Genomic DNA, 17,645 nt, shown 5'->3' with positions numbered 1-17,645 from the left:
ACTCCTCCCTGGCCGGCGTGCTCCCGTGGCCGGTGGGGCCGCCTCGCCCGGCCCCGGTACCGCCAGCGTGACCGCTACGCTACGGGCACCCACCCACAGGTCGGTACGGGTGAGCTGAGTTTACGGAAACCAGAGGACGTGGCATGAGTGCGACCCGGCTGCCCGGCACGCCCCGACTGTTGCGGGCGCTCAACGACCGCGCGGCGTTGGAGCTGCTGCTCGAACGCGGTCCACTCACCCGGGCCCGGCTCGGCGAGCTGACCGGGCTGTCCAAGGTCACCGCCTCCCAACTGGTCGAGCGGCTGGAGGAACGGGGGCTGGTCACCCGGGTCGGCGAGCAGGCCGGCGGCCGGGGCCCCAACGCCCAGCTCTACGCGGTCCGGCCGGGCAGCGCGCACGTGGTCGGCGTGGACGTCGGCCCGGAGCGGGTGGTGGCGGCCTGCGCCGACATCACCGGCGCGGTGCTGGGCCGGGTCGAGCAGTCCACCCGGGACACCGACGACCCGGTCGGCGTGGTGCACAACGCCGTCGTCCAGGCCGCCAGCAGCGCCGGCGCGGAGCTGACCACCGTGCGCCGGGTGGTGCTCGGCACCCCCGGCCTGGTGGACCCGGGCACCGGCGACATCACCTTCGCCTTCAACCTGCCCCGCTGGCACCGGGGGCTGCTCGCCGCCCTGCGCGAGGACCTCCAGATCCCGGTGCTCTTCGAGAACGACGTCAACCTGGCCGCGGTCGCCGAGGCGCAGTCCGGCGCGGCGCAGGGGGTGGGCGACTTCGCGCTGATCTGGGTCGGCGCCGGGCTCGGCCTGGCCATCATGCTGAACGGCCGGCTGCACCACGGCAGCACCGGCGCGGCCGGCGAGATCGGCTACCTCCCGGTGCCCGGCGTGCCGATCCCCCGGGACGTCTCGCGCCGGGCCAAGCCGGCGTTCCAGCAGCTCGCGGCGGCCGACGCGGTCTGCGCGGTGGGGCGCGAGCACGGCTTCGACGCGACCACCGCCGCCGGTACGGTCCGCGCCGCCATCGAGGCCGGCACGGCCGGTGGCCCGTTCCTCGACGAGTTGGCCCGGCGGCTCGCCCTCGGTGTGGCGGGCACCTGCGTGGTGCTCGATCCGCCGCTGGTGGTGCTCGCCGGTGAGGTCGGCCAGGCCGGTGGGGCCGCGCTCGCCGAACGGGTGCAGCACGAGGTCGCCGCGATCACCCTGGTCAAGCCCCGGGTGGTGACGACCGGGCTGACCGAGGAGCCGGTCCTGCACGGCGCGCTGCGCATCGCCCTGGACGCGGTCCGCGACGAGGTCTTCGGCTCGACGGTCGGCTGACCGCCCCCACCGCCCGCCCCGGGACAGGGCGGGCGGCGGGACGGTGGACGCGCCGGGCGGGGCGCGACGGACGGCGGGGTGGCCGGGGCAGCGGTCCGGTCAGATCAGGTCGCGGCGGCGGAAGGTGGCGAACGCGGCCAGGCAGAGCGCACCGGTCAACCCGCCGAGCACCAGCAGGGCCGACCCCGAGGTGAGGACGTAGTTGCCCCGGCAGCCGCTGGCGTCGCAGAGCCCGGCGTCCCACAGCTCGAGCCGGCCGATGAGCCACGCGCCGATGTGGCTGCTGAGCATCCACTGGTCGACCCGGCCGACACCGACGATCTCCATGACCAGCCGCGCGCCCAACTCCCACACCACCGCGTACCCGGCCACCGTGCCCAGCGCGGCGGCGGTGTGCCGGCCCAGCGTGGCCAGCGCGAAGCCCAACGCGGCGGCCAGCCCGACCAGCACCAGACCCCGGGCGTGCAGCGCGGCCAGGGCCTGCCAGAAGTCCCCGTCGAGGGTGCCCGGCAGCCCGGCCACCTGCGCGATCAGCCAGAACGCGCCGAGGTAGAGCAGCGAGGCGGCCACCGACACCACCAGCACCGCGCCGAGCAGCGTGCCGAGCTTGGCGGCGAGCACGGTCAGCCGGCGTGGTCGCCACAGCAGCAGGTTGACCACCCCGCCGGAGTTCAGGTCGGCCCCGATGTACGACGCGCCGACCAGGAACCCGAACAGCACCAGGAAGGCGATGAGGAAGTACAGCAGGCCCTTGGCCTCGATGGCGAAGACGAACACGCTGGTGAGGTAGTCGGTGGTGACCGGGAGCCGTTCCATCCGGCCCGGGTCGAGGTCCGCGCAGGACGCCGGGTAGTGGTCCGTCCTGAACTCGTCGGGCGTCAAGTGCCCCCGGCGGGCCTCCACGCACCGGTCGTACTCCTGCTCCAGGGCGCGGATCTGGCGGGCCGCCTCGGCGCGGGCCTCCTGCACCTCGGTGGTGGAGGGCCGGTGCGAGCTGGCCAGGGTGGTCGCCGCGGTCACCCCGAACGCCAGCACCAGCAGCACCAGCATGAGCTGGACGAAGCGGCGCGAGCCCAGCCGCTCCAGTTCGGCACGGACCAGCCTCACGCGTCCACCCTCCCGCTGTCGTCGGCTGCGGTGGCCTCCAGCTCGATGACCCGGTCGCCGGCCTGGGCGTCGTCCACCTGCCGGGGCACGGCGGGAGGGGCCGAACCGCCGGTCAGTTCGAGGAAGACGCTCTCCAGGTCCGGTCGCAGCGGGGTCAGCTCGTGCACCCACAGCCCCTGCTCGCCCAGCGTCCGGGCGATCAGCTCCGGGTCGCCCGCGCCGCCGACCACCAGGTGGTCGGGGTGCGCCCCGACCGGCAGCCCGGCGGCGCGCAGCAGCTCGGCGGCCCGCTCCGGCTCGGCCACCCGGACCCGGAACTCGTGCCGGTCGAACCCGGCCAGCACGTCCTCCACCCGGCCGGCCGCCACCCGGCGACCCGCCGAGATGATCGTCACGTGGTCGCAGATGAGCTGGATCTCGGCGAGGATGTGGCTGGAGACCAGCACGGTCACCCCCGCCTCGGCCAGGGACCGGGTCAGGTCCCGCATCTCCCGGATGCCCGCCGGGTCCAGCCCGTTGGCCGGCTCGTCGAGGATCAGCAGCTCGGGGTCCTTCAGCAACGCCGAGGCCACCGCGAGGCGCTGCCGCATGCCCAGCGAGTACCCCCGGACCCGCTCGTCACCCCGGTCCCGCAGCCCCACCAGCTCCAGCGCCCGGTCCACCCGGTCGGTCGGCACCCCACCGGCCAGCGCGAGCAGCCGCAACGTGCGGTACCCGGTGAAGTTGCCGAAGAACTGCGGGCTCTCCACGATCGCGCCCACCCGCCCGGCGACCCGGGGCAGCTCCTCCGGGGCCCGCGCGCCGAGCACGGTCATCTCCCCGGCGTCGGCGCGGACCAGCCCCAGCAGGGCCCGCAGCGTGGTGGTCTTGCCCGAACCGTTCGGCCCGAGGAAGCCGTGCACCTGCCCCGCCTCGACCCGCAGGTCGAAGCCGTCGACCGCGACCCGGCGGCCGTGCCGCAGACTGCGGAACGCCTTGCGCAGCCCGCTGATCTCGATGACCGGGCTCATCCGGGCGCCCTGGTGCACCGTCGCGACATGGACCGTCCTCCGGGTGGGGTGAGCAACGACACGGCGCCTCAGCCTAGGCCCGCGCCACCGCCCCTGGGGGGCAGCCCGGCGGTGCGTGATTGGATGGGCAGGTGCACACTGACCTGATCTCCGGCGCCGGTGGTGCCGCATCCGCATCGTCGTCCGTGGACGCCGACCTGGTGGTCAGCCTGGAGACCGTCGGGGTACGGCGATCCGGCACCGCACTGCTGCACGACGTGGACTGGCGGGTGGAGCTGGACGAGCGGTGGGTGGTGCTCGGCTCGAACGGCGCGGGCAAGACCACCCTGCTCAACCTGGCCGCCGGCCGGCTGCACCCCACCACCGGCACCGCCCACGTCCTCGGCGAGCGGATCGGCCGTACCGACATCAACGAGCTGCGTACCCGGATCGGTCTCTCCACCGCCGCGCTCGCCGAGCGGATCCCCGCCGAGGAGCGGGTCAGCGACGTGGTGGTGACCGCCGCCTGGTCGGTGGTGGGACGCTGGCGGGAGAGCTACGACCGCGCCGACGAGAGCCGGGCCCGGGGCCTGCTCGCCCAGCTCGGCGTGGCCGACCTGGCCGACCGGGGGTACGGCACGCTCTCCGAGGGGGAGCGCAAGCGGGTGCAGATCGCCCGCGCGCTGATGACCGACCCGGAGCTGCTCCTGCTCGACGAGCCGGCCGCCGGGCTCGACCTGGGCGGGCGGGAGGACCTGGTGGCCCGCCTGGCCGAGCTGGCCCAGGACCCGGACGCCCCGGCCCTGGTGCTGGTCACCCACCACGTGGAGGAGATCCCGCCCGGCTTCACCCACGCCCTGCTGCTGCGCGACGGCGGGGTGGTCGCCCAGGGCCTGCTCGACCGGACCCTCACCGGGGAGAACCTGTCGACGACCTTCGGCCTGCCGCTGACCGTGGAACGGCGCGGCGACCGCTGGACCGCCCGCGCCGCCTGAGGTGTAAGGAAGGGCCCCCTGTTAACGCTTTCGGTATAGGAAGGGCCCCCTCCTAACACCCCGCCGGCCGCGCCGCACCGCACCGGCCGCACCGTGCCGTAGTGCGTCGGCCCGCAGCGCACCGAGGCCGGCTCCGGAATCCGGCGCGGGCCTACACTCGGCGAGGTCGTGGGCGTGCCCGTGGTCGAGGTGGGGGAGGTGCGGCACGGTGGATTCGACAGCGCCGGTACCGGCGGCGACCAGGATCGCCGTCGTGGGCAGCGCGAACATGGACGTGGTGGCGACCGCGCCCACCCTGCCCCGTCCCGGCGAGACGGTGCTGGGCAGCGACTTCGTCATGGTGTCCGGCGGCAAGGGGGCCAACCAGGCGGTGGCGGCCGTCCGGGCCGGCGCGAGCTGCGCCTTCCTCGGCGCGATCGGGTCGGACGCGTTCGGGGTCACCCTGCGGGCCCGGATCACCGCCGCCGGGGTGGACACCGGCCACCTCCGGGTGGTGTACGGCGCTTCCGGGGTGGCGCTGATCATGGTCAGCGCGGACGGGGAGAACGCGATCCTGGTCACCCCCGGCGCGAACGGCGCGTTCACCGGTCTCACCGAGGCCGAACTGGCCTGCGTACGCGCGGCGGACGTGCTGGTCGCCCAGTTGGAGATCCCGGTCGAGACGGTCACCGAGGCGGCGCTGGCCGCCCGTGCGGCCGGTACCCGGGTGGTGCTGAACGCGGCCCCGGCCCGGTCGGTGCCGGCGGACCTGCTCGACGCGGTCGACCTGCTGGTGGTCAACGAGACCGAGGCGCAGACGCTCACCGGGCGGGGTCGGGAGGCTCCCGAGGCCCTGCTCGACCTGGTACCCCGGGCGGTGCTCACCCTCGGCGGCCAGGGCGCCTGGTACGGGGAGCGGGACGGGGTGGCCGTGCACGTGCCGGCGGTCAGGGTCGACGTGGTCGACTCCACGGCGGCCGGGGACGCCTTCACCGCCGCCCTGGCGGTGGCCTGGGGCGAGGGGCGGGACCTGGTCGACGCGGTGCACTGGGCGGCGGCTGCCGGGGCGGCCTGCGTCCGCCGGCTCGGTGCCTCGGTGTCCCTGCCGCACCGGGCCGACATCGACGCGCTGTACGCGCCGCCCGCTTGAACCGGCCAGGCACGATGGAGACATGAGGCTCCTGCTCAACGTGCTCTGGTTGATCTTCGGTGGCGGTCTGGTGCTGGCCATCGGCTACGGCGTCGCCGCCCTGATCTGTTTCGTGCTGGTGGTGACGATCCCGTTCGGCGTGGCGTCGTTGCGGCTGGCCGTCTACTCGCTCTGGCCGTTCGGCCGGACGCTGGTGCCGAAGCCGGGGGTCGGGGTCGGCTCGGGGCTGGGTAACGTGCTCTGGGTGGTGCTGGCCGGCTGGTGGCTGGCGCTGAGCCACATCGTCGCCGGGGTGAGCCTCTGCCTCACCATCATCGGCATCCCGTTCGGCATCGCCAACTTCAAGCTGGTGCCCGCCGCGTTCTGGCCGCTGGGCCGCGAGGTGGTCGAGATCGACGACCTGCGTCGGCCGGGCGTCGCCCACGCCTGACCGCCCACCACCGCTCGGCGCGGCCCGCCGGCCCACCGCTCGGCGCGGCCCGCCGGCCCGCCGGTCAGCCTGGACCGGCCGCGGCCGGTGGGCCGCCGCTGCGGAAGGCCCGCCGGTACGCCGACGGTGAGGTCCGCATCGCCCGGGTGAAGTGGTGGCGGTAGGTGACCGGGGTGTCGAAGCCCACCGTGGCGGCGATCCGCTCGACCGGCAGCTCGGTCGACTCCAGCAGCGCGAGACTGGCCCGGATCCGCTGGCCGACCAGCCAGCGGATCGGGCTGGTCCCGGTGGCCCGCGCGAAGTGCCGCAGGTAGGTCCGCGGCGACATCGCGGCCTGCCGGGCCAGCCGCTGCACGGTCAGCGGCTCGGCGAGGTGGGCCAGGGCCCAGGCCAGGCTGCCGGCGATCCGGTCGTCGTCGGGGTCGGCGGGGACCGGCGCCTGGACGAACTGCGCCTGCCCGCCGTCGCGGTGCGGCGGGATCACCAGCCGCCGGGCAACCGCGTTGGCGATCGCGGTGCCGTGGTCCCGGCGGACCACGTGCAGGCAGAGGTCCAGCCCGGCGGCGCTGCCGGCGCTGGTCAGCACGTCGCCGCCGTCGACGTAGAGCACGTCGGGGTCGACGTCGACCCTCGGGTGGCGGCGGGCCAGCAGGTCCGCGTACCGCCAGTGGGTGGTGGCCCGCCGGCCGTCCAGCAGCCCCGCGCCGGCCAGCGCGAACGCGCCGGAGCAGATGGACAGCAGCCGGGCGCCCCGGCGGTGGGCCCGGCGCAGCGCGCCGACCAGTTCGGGGGAGGGGCCGACGGTCACGTCCGGCACCCCGGGCACGATCACCGTCCCCGCCTCGGCCAGCTCGGTCAGGCCGTACGGGGTGTGCAGGGTGGCCCCGCCGAGCACCGGTACCACCGGACGTTCGGCGCAGACGCGCAGGTCGTACCAGGCGACGTCCAACTCGGGCCGGGGGAGCCCGAAGACCTCGGTGACGATTCCGGTCTCGAAGACCGACATCCCCGGGTACGCGAGCACCGCGACCGTGCGGTCGCGGGGGCCGCCCGCCGGGCCGGTGGGGGTGGCGGGGCCGGCGGGGGCGCAGGGCATGGCGGGATGTTAGCGGACGACGTCGTTCGCGCCACTGCCGCGCCGGTCGGCCAGGCCGCAGGATCGTCGGTATGTCCCGTAGCTTCGCCGTCCAGCCGTTGTCCCCCGCGACCGCCGCCGCGCACTTCCTCGCCCGGCTCAGCGCCGAGACCGACGTCGCCGACGTCCACGCCGACCTGGCGGCCGGTACGCCCGGTCTGGTGGTGGTCGACTCCCGCTCCGCCGCCGCCTGGCGGCAGGGTCACCTGCCCGGCGCGGTGCACCTGCCCACCGACGAGATCGTGGCCCGGGCGGCCGAGGTCGTCCCGGCCGGTTCGCTGGTGGTCACCTACTGCTGGGGGCCCGGCTGCAACGGCGCGACCCGGGCCGCCCTCGCCTTCGCCCGCCTCGGGTACCCGGTCAAGGAGATGATCGGCGGGTTCGAGTACTGGGCCCGCGAGGGCCTGCCGGTCCGTACCCCGCAGGGTGTGCACCGGCGTCCGGTGGACGACCTGACCGCACCCCCGGACACCGCCTGCGCCTGCTGACCGGCCGCTCGGCAGGGCTGGTGGCCCGGACGGGTCAGTCGGTGAGACGTTCGCCGCGCCGCCGCAGCATGCCCAGACCGGGGATGCCGGCCACGGCGAGCTTGAGGTCGCGGGTCACCTCCAGCAGGTCGTGCAGGTCCGGGCCGACCCGGTCCAGGGTGGCCAGGATCGGCAGGATGTCGGCGCTGACGTGCTCCTTGAGCTTGGGCAACTCGTCGACGAGGCGGATCGCGGCGGTCACCTCCTCGTGGCTGAGCTGCTCGATGAACCGGTTCGCCATCGGGGCGGCCCGGCGCAGCGCCGGCTCGTACGCCGCGAGCAGGTCGGCGGCGGTGGTCGCCGCGTCCTGCGCGGTGGCGAGCGTGCCGGCCGCGCGGCCGGCGACCGTGTCGGCATCGGCGACGACCGTGCCGGCGGCCGACGCCACCCGCTCGGCCTGCGCCACCAGCGCGGCGGCGGCGGTCGAGACCCGCTCCGCCTCGCCGACCACCCGGGCGGCGACCGTGGCGACCTCGGTGGCGTTCTCGATCGCGGTGGTCGCCGCCGCGCTGATCACCGCGACCTCGCGGACCGCGCCCTCGGCCTCGGTCAGCACCCGGTCGGTGCGGTCCAGCGTCTCCTCGATCCGGTCCACCACCCCGTTGATCCGGGTCAGCAGCGCGTCCACGCCGTCGAGCACCGCGAACGCGCGGGCCGGCACGGCGGCGAGGGACGCGGCCGAGCCGAGCGCCTGATCGAGAGCGGACCGGGTGAGGCCGACCATCGCAGCAGGCCGGGGAAGGGGGATCGCCATGCGTTCCAGTGTGCGTCGAGCCCGCCAGCGGCTGCCGGCCCGGCCTGCCAGCGGCTGCCGGCCCGGCCCGGTCAGCCGTGCTCGCCCCGCTGCTCGATGGCGCGCTGCACGGCGCGGTAGATCTGGCCGAACCGGAGGGCGTCGGGGGTGCGCAGCAGCAGCACCTCGTGACCCCGGTGCTGCACCCACAGCTCGTGCACCTGGTTCCCGCGCTCGTACGAGCGGTCCAGCCAGGTCAGCGGCAGCTCCAGGAACGGCGCCAGGGCCAGCGCGCCGACCGCGAAGGCGGCCAGCACGATCAGCGCCGTCGTCCAGTTGCCCCGGTCCGCCGCCGACCAGAGCAGGGAGACCACACAGATCAGGGCCACCAGTGGCGGCAGGGAGAGCAGCAGCACCAGCACGCCCCGGCCGATCACCCGGCCCCGGACGGCGAGGGTCTTGCGCCCCCGGTCGTGCCAGACGTAGGTCACCTCGTCGATCGGAATGGCCACGCCACCTGAGCGGATCGACTCGGAGGTCACCTGCACCGTGTCGTCCCGGTAATAGAGCGCCATCACTAAGCCTAACCGCTTTTCCGTCACCCCGCCGCCCCGCTGCGTCACCACGCGAGCGGTGCCGGGTCAGCGGTACCGGGTCGTCGTGGTGTGTTCCACCGCGCGCTGCACCGCCCGGTAGATCTGGCCGAAGCGCAGCGCGTCACCGGTGCGCAGCAGCCGGACCGGGGTGCCCCGCCACCGGACCCAGAGTTCCCGGGGTCGGCTGCCCCGGGCGTACGAGCGGTCCAGGTGTTCGAAGAGGACGTCGGCGAGCGGGCCGACGCCGAGCCCGACCAGGATGGCGGCCCCGACGATGGCGACGGTGACGGTCAGGGAGGCGTCCAGCCAGAGCCCGAGCGCGATGCCGAGCAGCGCCGCGACGACGGGGGCGGCCAGCGCGGCGCCGATCGCGCCCCGGCCGACGAGCACCCGCCAGGACCGGCTGTCCCGCCGGTGCCACACGGCGGTGATCTCGGCGAGCGGAAAGGTGCGTCCGTGCACCCGGATCGCCGTCGTGGTGACCCGGACGGTGCGGTCGTCGTAGTAGGTGGTCATCGGGCGGCTCCGCGGGCAGGATCGGACCGGGGCTGAATCCAGGCTACGTGCCCCAACGATCCGGGCCGTAAGGTTGGCACGCGACTTCGACGAGGAAGTGAGGACCGGCGTGGGCGAGTTCGTGCGGCTGGAGAGCGGGGACGGCATCGGCACCATCCGGTTGGACCGGCCGCCGATGAACGCCCTCAATACCCAGGTCCAGGAGGAGTTGCGCGCCGCGGCCACGGCCGCCGCCGCCGACCCGCAGGTCCGCGCCGTCATCGTGTACGGCGGGGAGAAGGTCTTCGCGGCCGGCGCGGACATCAAGGAGATGGCCGACATGTCCTACGTGGACATGGCCGAGCGGGCGGCGGAGCTGTCCAGCGCCCTCGGCGCGTTCGCCCGCATCCCCAAGCCGGTGGTCGCCGCGATCACCGGGTACGCCCTCGGCGGCGGCTGCGAGCTGGCGTTGGCCTGCGACTGGCGGGTGGTGGCCGAGGACGCCAAGCTCGGCCAGCCGGAGATCAAGCTGGGCGTCATCCCCGGTGCCGGCGGCACCCAGCGGCTGGCCCGCCTGGTCGGCCCGGCCCGCGCGAAGGATCTCATCATGTCCGGCCGGATGGTGGACGCCCAGGAGGCGCTGCGGATCGGCCTGGCCGACCGGGTCGTCCCGGCCGCCGAGGTGTACTCGGCCGCGGTCGAGCTCGTGACGCCGTACCTCACCGGGCCGACGCAGGCCCTGCGGGCGGCGAAGCTGGCCGTCGACGGCGGGCTGGAGATGGACCTGAACTCCGGCCTGGCCTGGGAGAGCCAGCTCTTCGCGGGGCTGTTCGCCACCGACGACCGGCGCGAGGGCATGGCGGCGTTCGTCGAGAAGCGCCGCCCGGACTTCACCGGCCGCTGACCCGGGCGGCGTCGACCGGAGTCGTTCCGAGAGTGGTTCACATTCCTCTTACCGGCCAGTAACGTGTGACTCCGGTCAACCGACGGCGAGCCGACGAGGTGGGAGTGGCGATGGCGGAGCGGATCGAAGGTCACGGCGGGGAGTTGGCGCTCGCGGCGCTGCGCGCGTACGGCGTCGGCGAGATGTTCACCCTCTCCGGCGGGCACGTCTTCCCGCTCTACGACGCCGCGTACAGGAGCGGTTTCCCGATCTACGACGTCCGGCACGAGCAGTCCGCGGTCTTCGCCGCCGAGGCGGTGGCCAAGCTCCAGCGCCGCCCCGGGCTGGCCGTGCTCACCGCCGGCCCCGGTGTGACCAACGGCATCTCCGGGCTGACCAGCGCGTACTTCAACGCCTCGCCGGTGCTGGTGCTGGGCGGCCGGGCCCCGGCGTTCCGCTGGGGCTCCGGCAGCCTCCAGGAGATGGACCACCTGCCGCTGGTCGCCCCGGTCACCAAGCACGCCGAGACGGTCTTCGGCACCGACGACATCCCCCGGGCGGTCTCCGCCGCGCTGACCACCGCGCTCACCCCGCACCGGGGCCCGGTCTTCCTCGACCTCCCGCTGGAGGTCGTCTTCTCGGTGGGCGACGCCGACGCCCCCGAGGCCGCCCCGGTCGCGCCGGTCGAGGCGGACCCGGACGAGGTCGCCCGGGCGGCCCGGCTGATCGCCGGGGCCAGCCGCCCGGTCATCGTGGCCGGCTCCGACGTCTGGGGCGGCGACGCGGTCGAGGCGCTGCGCGCCGCCGCCGAGGCGTTGCAGGTGCCGGTCTTCACCAACGGGATGGGCCGGGGCGCGCTGCCGCCGGCGCACCCGCTCGCCTTCGCCAAGGCCCGCCGGGTCGCCCTCGGCGGCGCCGACGTGGTGGTCGTGGTCGGCACCCCGCTGGACTTCCGGCTCGGCTTCGGCGACTTCGGCGACGCCCAGGTGGTGCACGTGGTCGACGCCCCCGGCCAGCGCGCCCAGCACGTGCAGCCGGCCGCCAGCCCCGCCGGGGACCTGCGGCTCGTGCTGACCGCCTTCGCCGACCACGCCGGGGACCGGGCCGACCACGCCGACTGGATCGCCCACCTGCGCGCCGCCGAGGACGCCGCGAAGGCCCGCGACGCCGAGGCGATGGCCGCCGACACCGACCCGATCCGGCCCGCCCGGGTGTACGGCGAACTGCGCAAGGTCCTCGCCGCCGACGCGATCACCATCGGCGACGGCGGGGACTTCGTCTCGTACGCCGGCAAGTACCTGGAGCCGGCGCAGCCGGGCACCTGGCTCGACCCCGGCCCGTACGGCTGCCTCGGCACCGGCCTGGGGTACGCGATGGGGGCCCGGGTCAGCCACCCGGACCGGCAGGTCTGCGTGCTGATGGGCGACGGCGCGGCCGGCTTCTCGCTGATGGACGTGGAGTCGCTGGTCCGGCAGAACCTGCCGGCGGTGATCGTGGTGGGCAACAACGGCATCTGGGGGCTGGAGAAGCACCCGATGCGCGCCATGTACGGCTACGACGTCGCCGCCGACCTGCAACCCGAACTCCGCTACGACCGGGTGGTCGAGGCGCTGGGCGGGGCCGGCGAGACGGTCGCCAAGGCGGCCGACCTGGGGCCGGCGCTGGAGCGGGCCTTCGCCGCCGGGGTGCCGTACCTGGTCAACGTGCTCACCGACCCGACCGACGCGTACCCCCGCTCGTCGAACCTGGCCTGACCGACCCGCCGCCGACCGCCGCCGCCCCCGCGAGGGACGGCGGCGGTCGGCGTGGTGGCACCGGTTGAGGACCGGCCCTGAGCAGCCACGATAAGCGGAATGTCAGCCCCGGTCGCCGTACTGTCAGCGACGGGTCGGCGGGTTGTCACACCCACCGGGCAGGGTGTGACGGTCGATCGAACGACGGGAGACCTGATGAACTACGCAATCCGGGCAGAGGGGCTGGTGCGCCGGTTCGGCGCCACCACCGCCCTCGCCGGTGTCGATCTCGCGGTCCCGACCGGGACCGTCTTCGGGCTGCTCGGCCCGAACGGCGCGGGCAAGACCACCTCGGTGCGGGTGCTCGCCACCCTGCTGAGCGCCGACGAGGGGCACGCCACCGTGGGCGGCTTCGACGTGCGGCGCGACGCCCACCGGGTACGCCAGATCATCGGCCTGACCGGGCAGTACGCCTCGGTCGACGAGGCCCTGACCGGCAGCGAGAACCTGCTGCTCATCGGCCGGCTGCTCGGCATGGGCCGGGCCGAGGCGAAGGCCCGCGCCCGGCAGTTGCTGGCCGACTTCCACCTCACCGACGCGGGGGAGCGGGCCGCCAAGACCTACTCCGGGGGGATGCGCCGCCGCCTCGACCTGGCCGCCAGCCTGGTCGGCCGGCCGCAGGTGCTCTTCCTCGACGAGCCCACCACCGGCCTCGACCCGCGCAGCCGCACCGAGCTGTGGGACATCGTCCGGACGCTGGTCGCCGACGGCGTCACCGTCCTGCTCACCACCCAGTACCTGGAGGAGGCCGACCAACTGGCCAGCGAGATCGCCGTGGTCGACCACGGTCGGGTCATCGCCCAGGGCACCCCCGAGGAGCTGAAGGCCAAGACGGGCGGGCAGAGCCTCGCCGTCCGGCCGGCCGACCCGGCCGACGTGCCGACCGTCGTGGCCGTCGCGGGGGCGGCCGCCGGCGCCACCCCCGAGGTCACCCAGCAGACCGTCCGGGTGCCGGTGAACGACCCCGGGGTGCTCCCCGCCGTGGTACGCCGCCTGGACGAGGCCGGGATCGCGGTCGCCGAGCTGTCCCTGCGCGGCTCCAGCCTCGACGAGGTCTTCCTCTCCCTGACCGGGCACCGCGCCGAGCAGGACGCCCCGGCCGACACCGACCTGGAAGGAGCCGTGGCATGACCGCCGCCACCGCCACCACCCCCACCGCCGGCCCGCTGGCGCCCGTCCGCCGGCCGGGCCCCGTCGCCGGGCTGCGGCACACCATGACGCTGGCCTGGCGCAGCCTGGTCCAGATCAAGCACAACCCGATGGAACTGCTCGACCTGAGCATCCAGCCGGTGATGTTCGTGCTGCTCTTCACCTACGTCTTCGGCGGGGCGATCGCCGGCTCGCCCGGGGAGTACCTGCTCTTCGCGCTGCCCGGCATCATCGTGCAGAACTCCTTCTTCGCCACCATGTCCACCGGGTTCGGGCTCAACCACGACCTGACCAAGGGGGTCTTCGACCGGCTGCGCGCGTTGCCGATCGCCCGCTGGGCGCCGCTGGCCGGGCGGATCATCGCCGACACGGCCAAGCAGGCCTGGTCGGTGGCGCTGCTGATCGGCGTCGGCATGATCCTGGGCTTCCGGCTCGGCAACGGCCTGCTCGGCCTGCTCGGCGCGTTCGCGCTGCTGCTGGTCTTCTCGCTGGCCGCGTCGTGGATCTCGGTGCTGGTCGGGGTGCTGGTCAGCGAGCCGGACAAGGTAATGATCTTCGGCTTCACGGTGATCTTCCCGCTGACCTTCACCAGCAACGCCTTCGTGCCCACCGAGACCATGCCGGGCTGGTTGCAGGCGTGGGTGGAGGTCAACCCGGTCACCGTCCTCGCCGACGCGCTGCGGGGGCTGCTGGTCGCCGGCCCGGTGGCCCGCCCCGTGGTCACCACGCTGATCTGGGCCGCCGCCATCGCGATCGTCTTCGCCCCCCTGGCGGTACGGGGGCTCAGGCGTCGAGTGTGACCCGGACCGCCTCCCGGGCGGTCTCCACGCGGACGTCCCGGCCGCGCGCGTACGCCTCGGCGAAGGCCACCTCGCCGAGCGCGTCCCGCGCGGCCCGGGTCACCCGCAGCTCGTCCAGCGCCGACCGGTCCACCCCGCCCCGGACGCCGACCGCCGCCCCGAGCAGGTACGCCGCCCCGGCGGCCGAACCCGCGCGCAGCGCCAGGTCGGCGTAGCCCACCACGACGATCGCCGTGACCGTGGCGTCCCCGGCGTCGACGGCCAACGCCAGTCCCTCCGCCAGGTGGGTACGGGCCTCGGCCGGGTCGCCCGACCCGACCGCCGTGTGGGCCAGCCCGGTCGCCAGCAGGGCCACCCACTGCGGCACCATCTGGCGGCCGGTCAGCAGGTCCCGGGCGCGTTCCAGCCAGTCCCGGGCGGCGGCCCAGTCGGCCCGGTCCCGCAGCACCTCCCCGTAGGTGACGGCGACCGCCGCCCAGCTCTCGTTGACGCCGAGCCGTTCCGCCTCCTGCCGGGCCTCGTCCAGCACCGCCAGCGCGGTCTCCCGGTCGCCGAGCAGCCAGTGCTGGTGGGCGATCCGGGCCCGCATGCCCGGCAGGTCCTCGATCGCCCCGAGTTCCCGGGCCTGCGCCATGGCCCACCGGACGGTGGCCACCGCCCCGGCGTGGTCACCCGCGCGGGCCCACAGCTCGGCCAGCGAGAACCGGGCGGCCGAGGTGCCCCACCGGTCGCCGACCGACTCGAACAGCTCCAGGGCGGCCTGGAACCCGTCCACCGCCTCCGTGGTCGGGTCGCCCTGGTTGAGACACAGGTGCGCGTGCATCAACCGGGCCACCCCGGCCACCCACGGGTCGGCGTCGGCGAAGAAACCGGCCAGCCCGGCCCTACCGGCGGCCTCCCGGCCCGGCTCGGCGGCCACCGCCATCGGCGGGGTCAGCCGGAACATCGGGGCGGTGCTGTCCAGCCCGACGCTCAACTCGGCGCCCCGGTGCAACCACCGTTGGCTCTGGTCCAGGTCGGCCCGGGCGCTGAGCAGGTTCGACGCGCCGGTCGCGTACGCCACGATGGTGGCGGTGGTGGGCGGGAGCCGCTCCCGTTCGGCCCGGGTCAGCACCTCCTCGGCCAGGTCGGCGCCCTCGGCCCGGTGCCCGCGCAGCCACCAGTACCAGCCCAGCCCGGCGACGAAGCGCACGGCCGTACCGGTCTCCCCGGCGGTGATCGTCCGGCGCAGCGCGGTGTGCACGTTGTCGTGTTCGGTCCGGAGCCGGTGCAGCCAGGGCAGCTGGTCCCGGCCGCGCAGGTGGGCGTCGGCCCGCTCGACGAGGGCCAGGAACTCGGCGGCGTGCCGCCGCCGCAGCGACTCCGCCTCACCGGCCTCGGCGAGCCGGGCCAGGCCGTACTCGCGGATGGTCTCCAGCATCCGGTACCGGGGCTCCGCCTCGCCCTCGACACCCGCGTCCACCGCGCCGCCGGTCGTCGCCCGACCCGCCGGCTCGGTCCCGCCCGTGGGCGGCGCGGGGTCGAGCACGGTGACCACGAGTGACTTCTCGACCAGGGCGGCGAGCCGGTCGAGGACGTCGGCGGGGTCCAGGTCGCCACCCGCGCAGACCCGTTCCAGCGAGCCCAGCGTGGCGCCACCGACGAAGACCGCCATCCGTCGCCAGAGCGCCCGCTCGGCCGGGTCGAGCAGGTCCCAGCTCCAGTCCACCACCGCCCGCAGCGTCTGGTGCCGGGGTAACGCGGTCCGGCTGCCCGCGGTGAAGAGCCGGAACCGGTCGGCCAACCGGGCCGCGACCTGGCCGACGGTCATCGACCGGAGCCGGGCGGCGGCCAGCTCGATGGCGAGCGGCATGCCGTCCAGCGCCCGGCAGATGTGGACCACCGCGTCCACGGTCTGCGCGTCCACCACGAAGTCGGGCCGGGCCGCCGTGGCCCGGTCCACGAGCAGCCGGACGGCCGGGTAGTCGAGGGCCCGCGCCGGGTCCACCCCCGGCGGCGGCAGGTCGAGCGGGCCGACCGGCCGGACCGTCTCCCCGGTGATCGCCAGCGGTTCGCGGCTGGTGGCCAGGACCCGCAGCCGGGGGCAGGCGGCGAGCAGCCGGTCGACCAGCGCGGCGGCGGCGTCGAGCAGGTGTTCGCAGTTGTCCAGCACCAGCAGGACGGCGCGGGTCGCCAGCGCGTCGGTCAGCCGTTCGGTCGGGTCGGTGACCTCACCGGTGGCGAACGCGGCGCGCGGGGCGAACAGCGTCGTCTCCCGCAGCCCGAGGGCGGCCAGCACGGTCGGCGCCACCTCGGCCGGGTCGGTGACCGGGGCCAGTTCGACCAGACAGACGCCGTCGGCGAACCGGTCCCCGCCGCGTCGGCCGGCCTCCACCGCGAGCCGGGTCTTGCCGGCGCCACCGGGCCCGGTGAGGGTGACCAGCCGGGCCCGGCCGAGCAGGCCGGCGACCGCGTCGAGAGTCTCCTGCCGCCCGACGAAACTGGTCAGCCCGGCGGGCAGGTTCCCCCGGCGACCCCCACCGTCCGCCACCGGCGCGGCTGTCCCCGGCGGGGCGGGCACCGGCGTGTTCGGTGTTCCCGCCGGTGCCGGCGTGGCCACTGGTTCGGCCGGTACCGGCGTGGCCGTCGGTCCGGTTGCCGGTCTCAGCGCGGGCGGCGGCGGACCGGCCGGTCCCAGCGCGGTGGCGGTCGGTGGCGGGTCGCCGCGTAGCAGCGCCAGGTGCAGGGCGGCCACCTCGGGGCTGGGATCGGTGCCCAACTGTTCGGCCAGGCGGGTGCGCAACCGGTCGTACTCGGCGAGGGCCTCCGGGACCCGGCCGCTGCGGTGCAGGGCGCGGATCACCTGCCCGGTGAGCCGTTCCCGCAGCGGGTGCTCGGCGACGAGTTCCCGCAGCCGGGGCAGGAGTTCGTCCGTCTCGCCCCGGGCCAGCCGAACCTCGACGGCCTCCTCGGTGGCGGTGAGCCGGAGTTCCTGGAGACGGGCCACCGGCGCCCGCGCGACGTCGGTGTCGGCGACGTCGGCCAGGGCCGGCCCCCGCCACTGGTCGAGCGCCTCGGTCAACCGCCGGTACGCCTCGTCCGGGTCGGTGCGCAGCAGGGCCCGGCCGGCGGCGACGGCCGTCTCGAAGCGGTGCAGGTCGACCGCGTCCCGCCCCAGCGCCAGCCGGTACCCGCCGGGCCGGGCCTCGACGGGGAGCCCCGGCACGGCCCGGCGCAGCCGGGAGACCAGGGCCTGGAGGGCGTTCACCGCGCCGGTGGGCGGATCGTCCCCCCACACCCCGTCGACCAGCCGGGGGACCGGGACCGGGCGGCCGGGCTCCAGGGCGAGCAGGACCAGCAGCCGGCGCAGCCGGGCGCCGCCGACCTCGACCGGTACCCCGGCGACCCGGACCTCCAGCGGCCCGAGCACGCAGATCTGCACGGCACCGATTGTGCCCGGTCCGTGCGGAGCACTGGTGATGCCCGGTCCGTGCCCCGCGCCGACGGTGCCGCTTCGGTGCGCAGGGCCGGCGGTGCCGGAACCGTGCGCAGGTCCGAGGGTGCCCGGTCGGGGGGTGTCCGGCGT

16 protein-coding genes are annotated in these 17,645 nt (G+C 75.4%); 9 read left to right on the top strand and 7 right to left on the bottom strand.

The features are described from left to right. The first annotated feature begins 143 nt into the window (after positions 1-143). Entirely contained in the window at positions 144-1,319 is a 1,176-nt protein-coding gene (locus ACQUFX_RS18495) for an ROK family transcriptional regulator (RefSeq protein WP_428961595.1), read from the top strand. A gap of 99 nt (positions 1,320-1,418) precedes the next feature. Here ACQUFX_RS18495 and ACQUFX_RS18490 read toward each other — a convergent pair whose 3' ends face one another. Then, positions 1,419-2,426 carry an ABC transporter permease subunit gene (locus tag ACQUFX_RS18490; protein WP_428961594.1) on the bottom strand — a complete coding sequence of 336 codons (1,008 nt, stop codon included), beginning with the start codon at positions 2,424-2,426 and terminating at the stop codon, positions 1,419-1,421. Beyond that, positions 2,423-3,436: an ABC transporter ATP-binding protein gene (locus tag ACQUFX_RS18485; protein ID WP_428961593.1), complete on the bottom strand. Its 1,014-nt coding sequence runs from the start codon at positions 3,434-3,436 to the stop codon at positions 2,423-2,425. The genes ACQUFX_RS18490 and ACQUFX_RS18485 overlap by 4 nt, the downstream gene beginning before the upstream one ends. 131 nt (positions 3,437-3,567) lie before the next feature. Between ACQUFX_RS18485 and ACQUFX_RS18480 the strand changes: the two genes are divergently transcribed. From ACQUFX_RS18480 to ACQUFX_RS18470, 3 genes are all read left to right on the top strand, one after another. Beyond that, a complete protein-coding gene (locus ACQUFX_RS18480) occupies positions 3,568-4,410 on the top strand; it encodes an ABC transporter ATP-binding protein (protein WP_428961592.1) in 843 nt (280 codons plus the stop codon). Positions 4,411-4,618: 208 nt separating this feature from the next. Further along, complete coding sequence (locus ACQUFX_RS18475) at positions 4,619-5,539, top strand: ribokinase (protein ID WP_428961591.1); 921 nt, start codon at positions 4,619-4,621, stop codon at positions 5,537-5,539. A 22-nt stretch (positions 5,540-5,561) separates the two neighbouring features. Then, complete coding sequence (locus tag ACQUFX_RS18470) at positions 5,562-5,969, top strand: YccF domain-containing protein (RefSeq protein ID WP_428961590.1); 408 nt, start codon at positions 5,562-5,564, stop codon at positions 5,967-5,969. A gap of 64 nt (positions 5,970-6,033) precedes the next feature. On the opposite strand, the gene ACQUFX_RS18465 is transcribed toward ACQUFX_RS18470, so the two are convergent. After that, a complete protein-coding gene (locus ACQUFX_RS18465; RefSeq protein ID WP_428961589.1) occupies positions 6,034-7,065 on the bottom strand; it encodes a helix-turn-helix domain-containing protein in 1,032 nt (343 codons plus the stop codon). Positions 7,066-7,136: 71 nt separating this feature from the next. On the opposite strand from ACQUFX_RS18465, the gene ACQUFX_RS18460 reads away from it, so the two are divergent. Continuing rightward, the gene (locus ACQUFX_RS18460; protein WP_428961588.1) at positions 7,137-7,592 is read left to right on the top strand and encodes a rhodanese-like domain-containing protein; all 456 of its coding nucleotides are present in this window, start codon (positions 7,137-7,139) and stop codon (positions 7,590-7,592) included. A 34-nt stretch (positions 7,593-7,626) separates the two neighbouring features. Here the strand turns inward: ACQUFX_RS18460 and ACQUFX_RS18455 are convergent, their stop codons facing one another. The 3 genes from ACQUFX_RS18455 to ACQUFX_RS18445 form a co-directional block, all read right to left on the bottom strand. Beyond that, positions 7,627-8,385, bottom strand: coding sequence for a hypothetical protein (locus tag ACQUFX_RS18455; protein ID WP_428961587.1), 759 nt, complete (start codon positions 8,383-8,385; stop codon positions 7,627-7,629). Between the two features lie 71 nt (positions 8,386-8,456). Beyond that, positions 8,457-8,939, bottom strand: coding sequence for a DUF6232 family protein (locus ACQUFX_RS18450; RefSeq protein ID WP_428961586.1), 483 nt, complete (start codon positions 8,937-8,939; stop codon positions 8,457-8,459). A gap of 66 nt (positions 8,940-9,005) precedes the next feature. Continuing rightward, on the bottom strand, positions 9,006-9,476 hold the full coding sequence (locus ACQUFX_RS18445) for a DUF6232 family protein (RefSeq protein ID WP_428961585.1): 471 nt from the start codon (positions 9,474-9,476) through the stop codon (positions 9,006-9,008). A 109-nt stretch (positions 9,477-9,585) separates the two neighbouring features. On the opposite strand from ACQUFX_RS18445, the gene ACQUFX_RS18440 reads away from it, so the two are divergent. From ACQUFX_RS18440 to ACQUFX_RS18425, 4 genes are all read left to right on the top strand, one after another. Then, positions 9,586-10,359: an enoyl-CoA hydratase/isomerase family protein gene (locus ACQUFX_RS18440; RefSeq protein WP_428961584.1), complete on the top strand. Its 774-nt coding sequence runs from the start codon at positions 9,586-9,588 to the stop codon at positions 10,357-10,359. Positions 10,360-10,469: 110 nt separating this feature from the next. Then, positions 10,470-12,092 (top strand): acetolactate synthase, encoded by a 1,623-nt coding sequence (locus tag ACQUFX_RS18435; protein WP_428961583.1) that lies wholly within the window; start codon positions 10,470-10,472, stop codon positions 12,090-12,092. A 195-nt stretch (positions 12,093-12,287) separates the two neighbouring features. Beyond that, complete coding sequence (locus ACQUFX_RS18430) at positions 12,288-13,262, top strand: ATP-binding cassette domain-containing protein (RefSeq protein ID WP_428961582.1); 975 nt, start codon at positions 12,288-12,290, stop codon at positions 13,260-13,262. After that, positions 13,259-14,080, top strand: coding sequence for an ABC transporter permease (locus tag ACQUFX_RS18425; protein WP_428961581.1), 822 nt, complete (start codon positions 13,259-13,261; stop codon positions 14,078-14,080). Before ACQUFX_RS18430 ends, ACQUFX_RS18425 begins: the two co-directional genes overlap by 4 nt. Here the strand turns inward: ACQUFX_RS18425 and ACQUFX_RS18420 are convergent. Continuing rightward, the gene (locus ACQUFX_RS18420) at positions 14,064-17,501 is read right to left on the bottom strand and encodes an AfsR/SARP family transcriptional regulator (RefSeq protein ID WP_428961580.1); all 3,438 of its coding nucleotides are present in this window, start codon (positions 17,499-17,501) and stop codon (positions 14,064-14,066) included. The genes ACQUFX_RS18425 and ACQUFX_RS18420 overlap by 17 nt on opposite strands. Between the last annotated feature and the right edge of the window lie 144 nt (positions 17,502-17,645).

It is taken from the genome of Micromonospora fluostatini (assembly GCF_050410825.1).
In the GTDB taxonomy this organism is placed as follows: Bacteria; Actinomycetota; Actinomycetes; order Mycobacteriales; family Micromonosporaceae; genus Micromonospora; species Micromonospora rosaria.
This window is presented reverse-complemented; position numbering and strand designations above follow the sequence as displayed.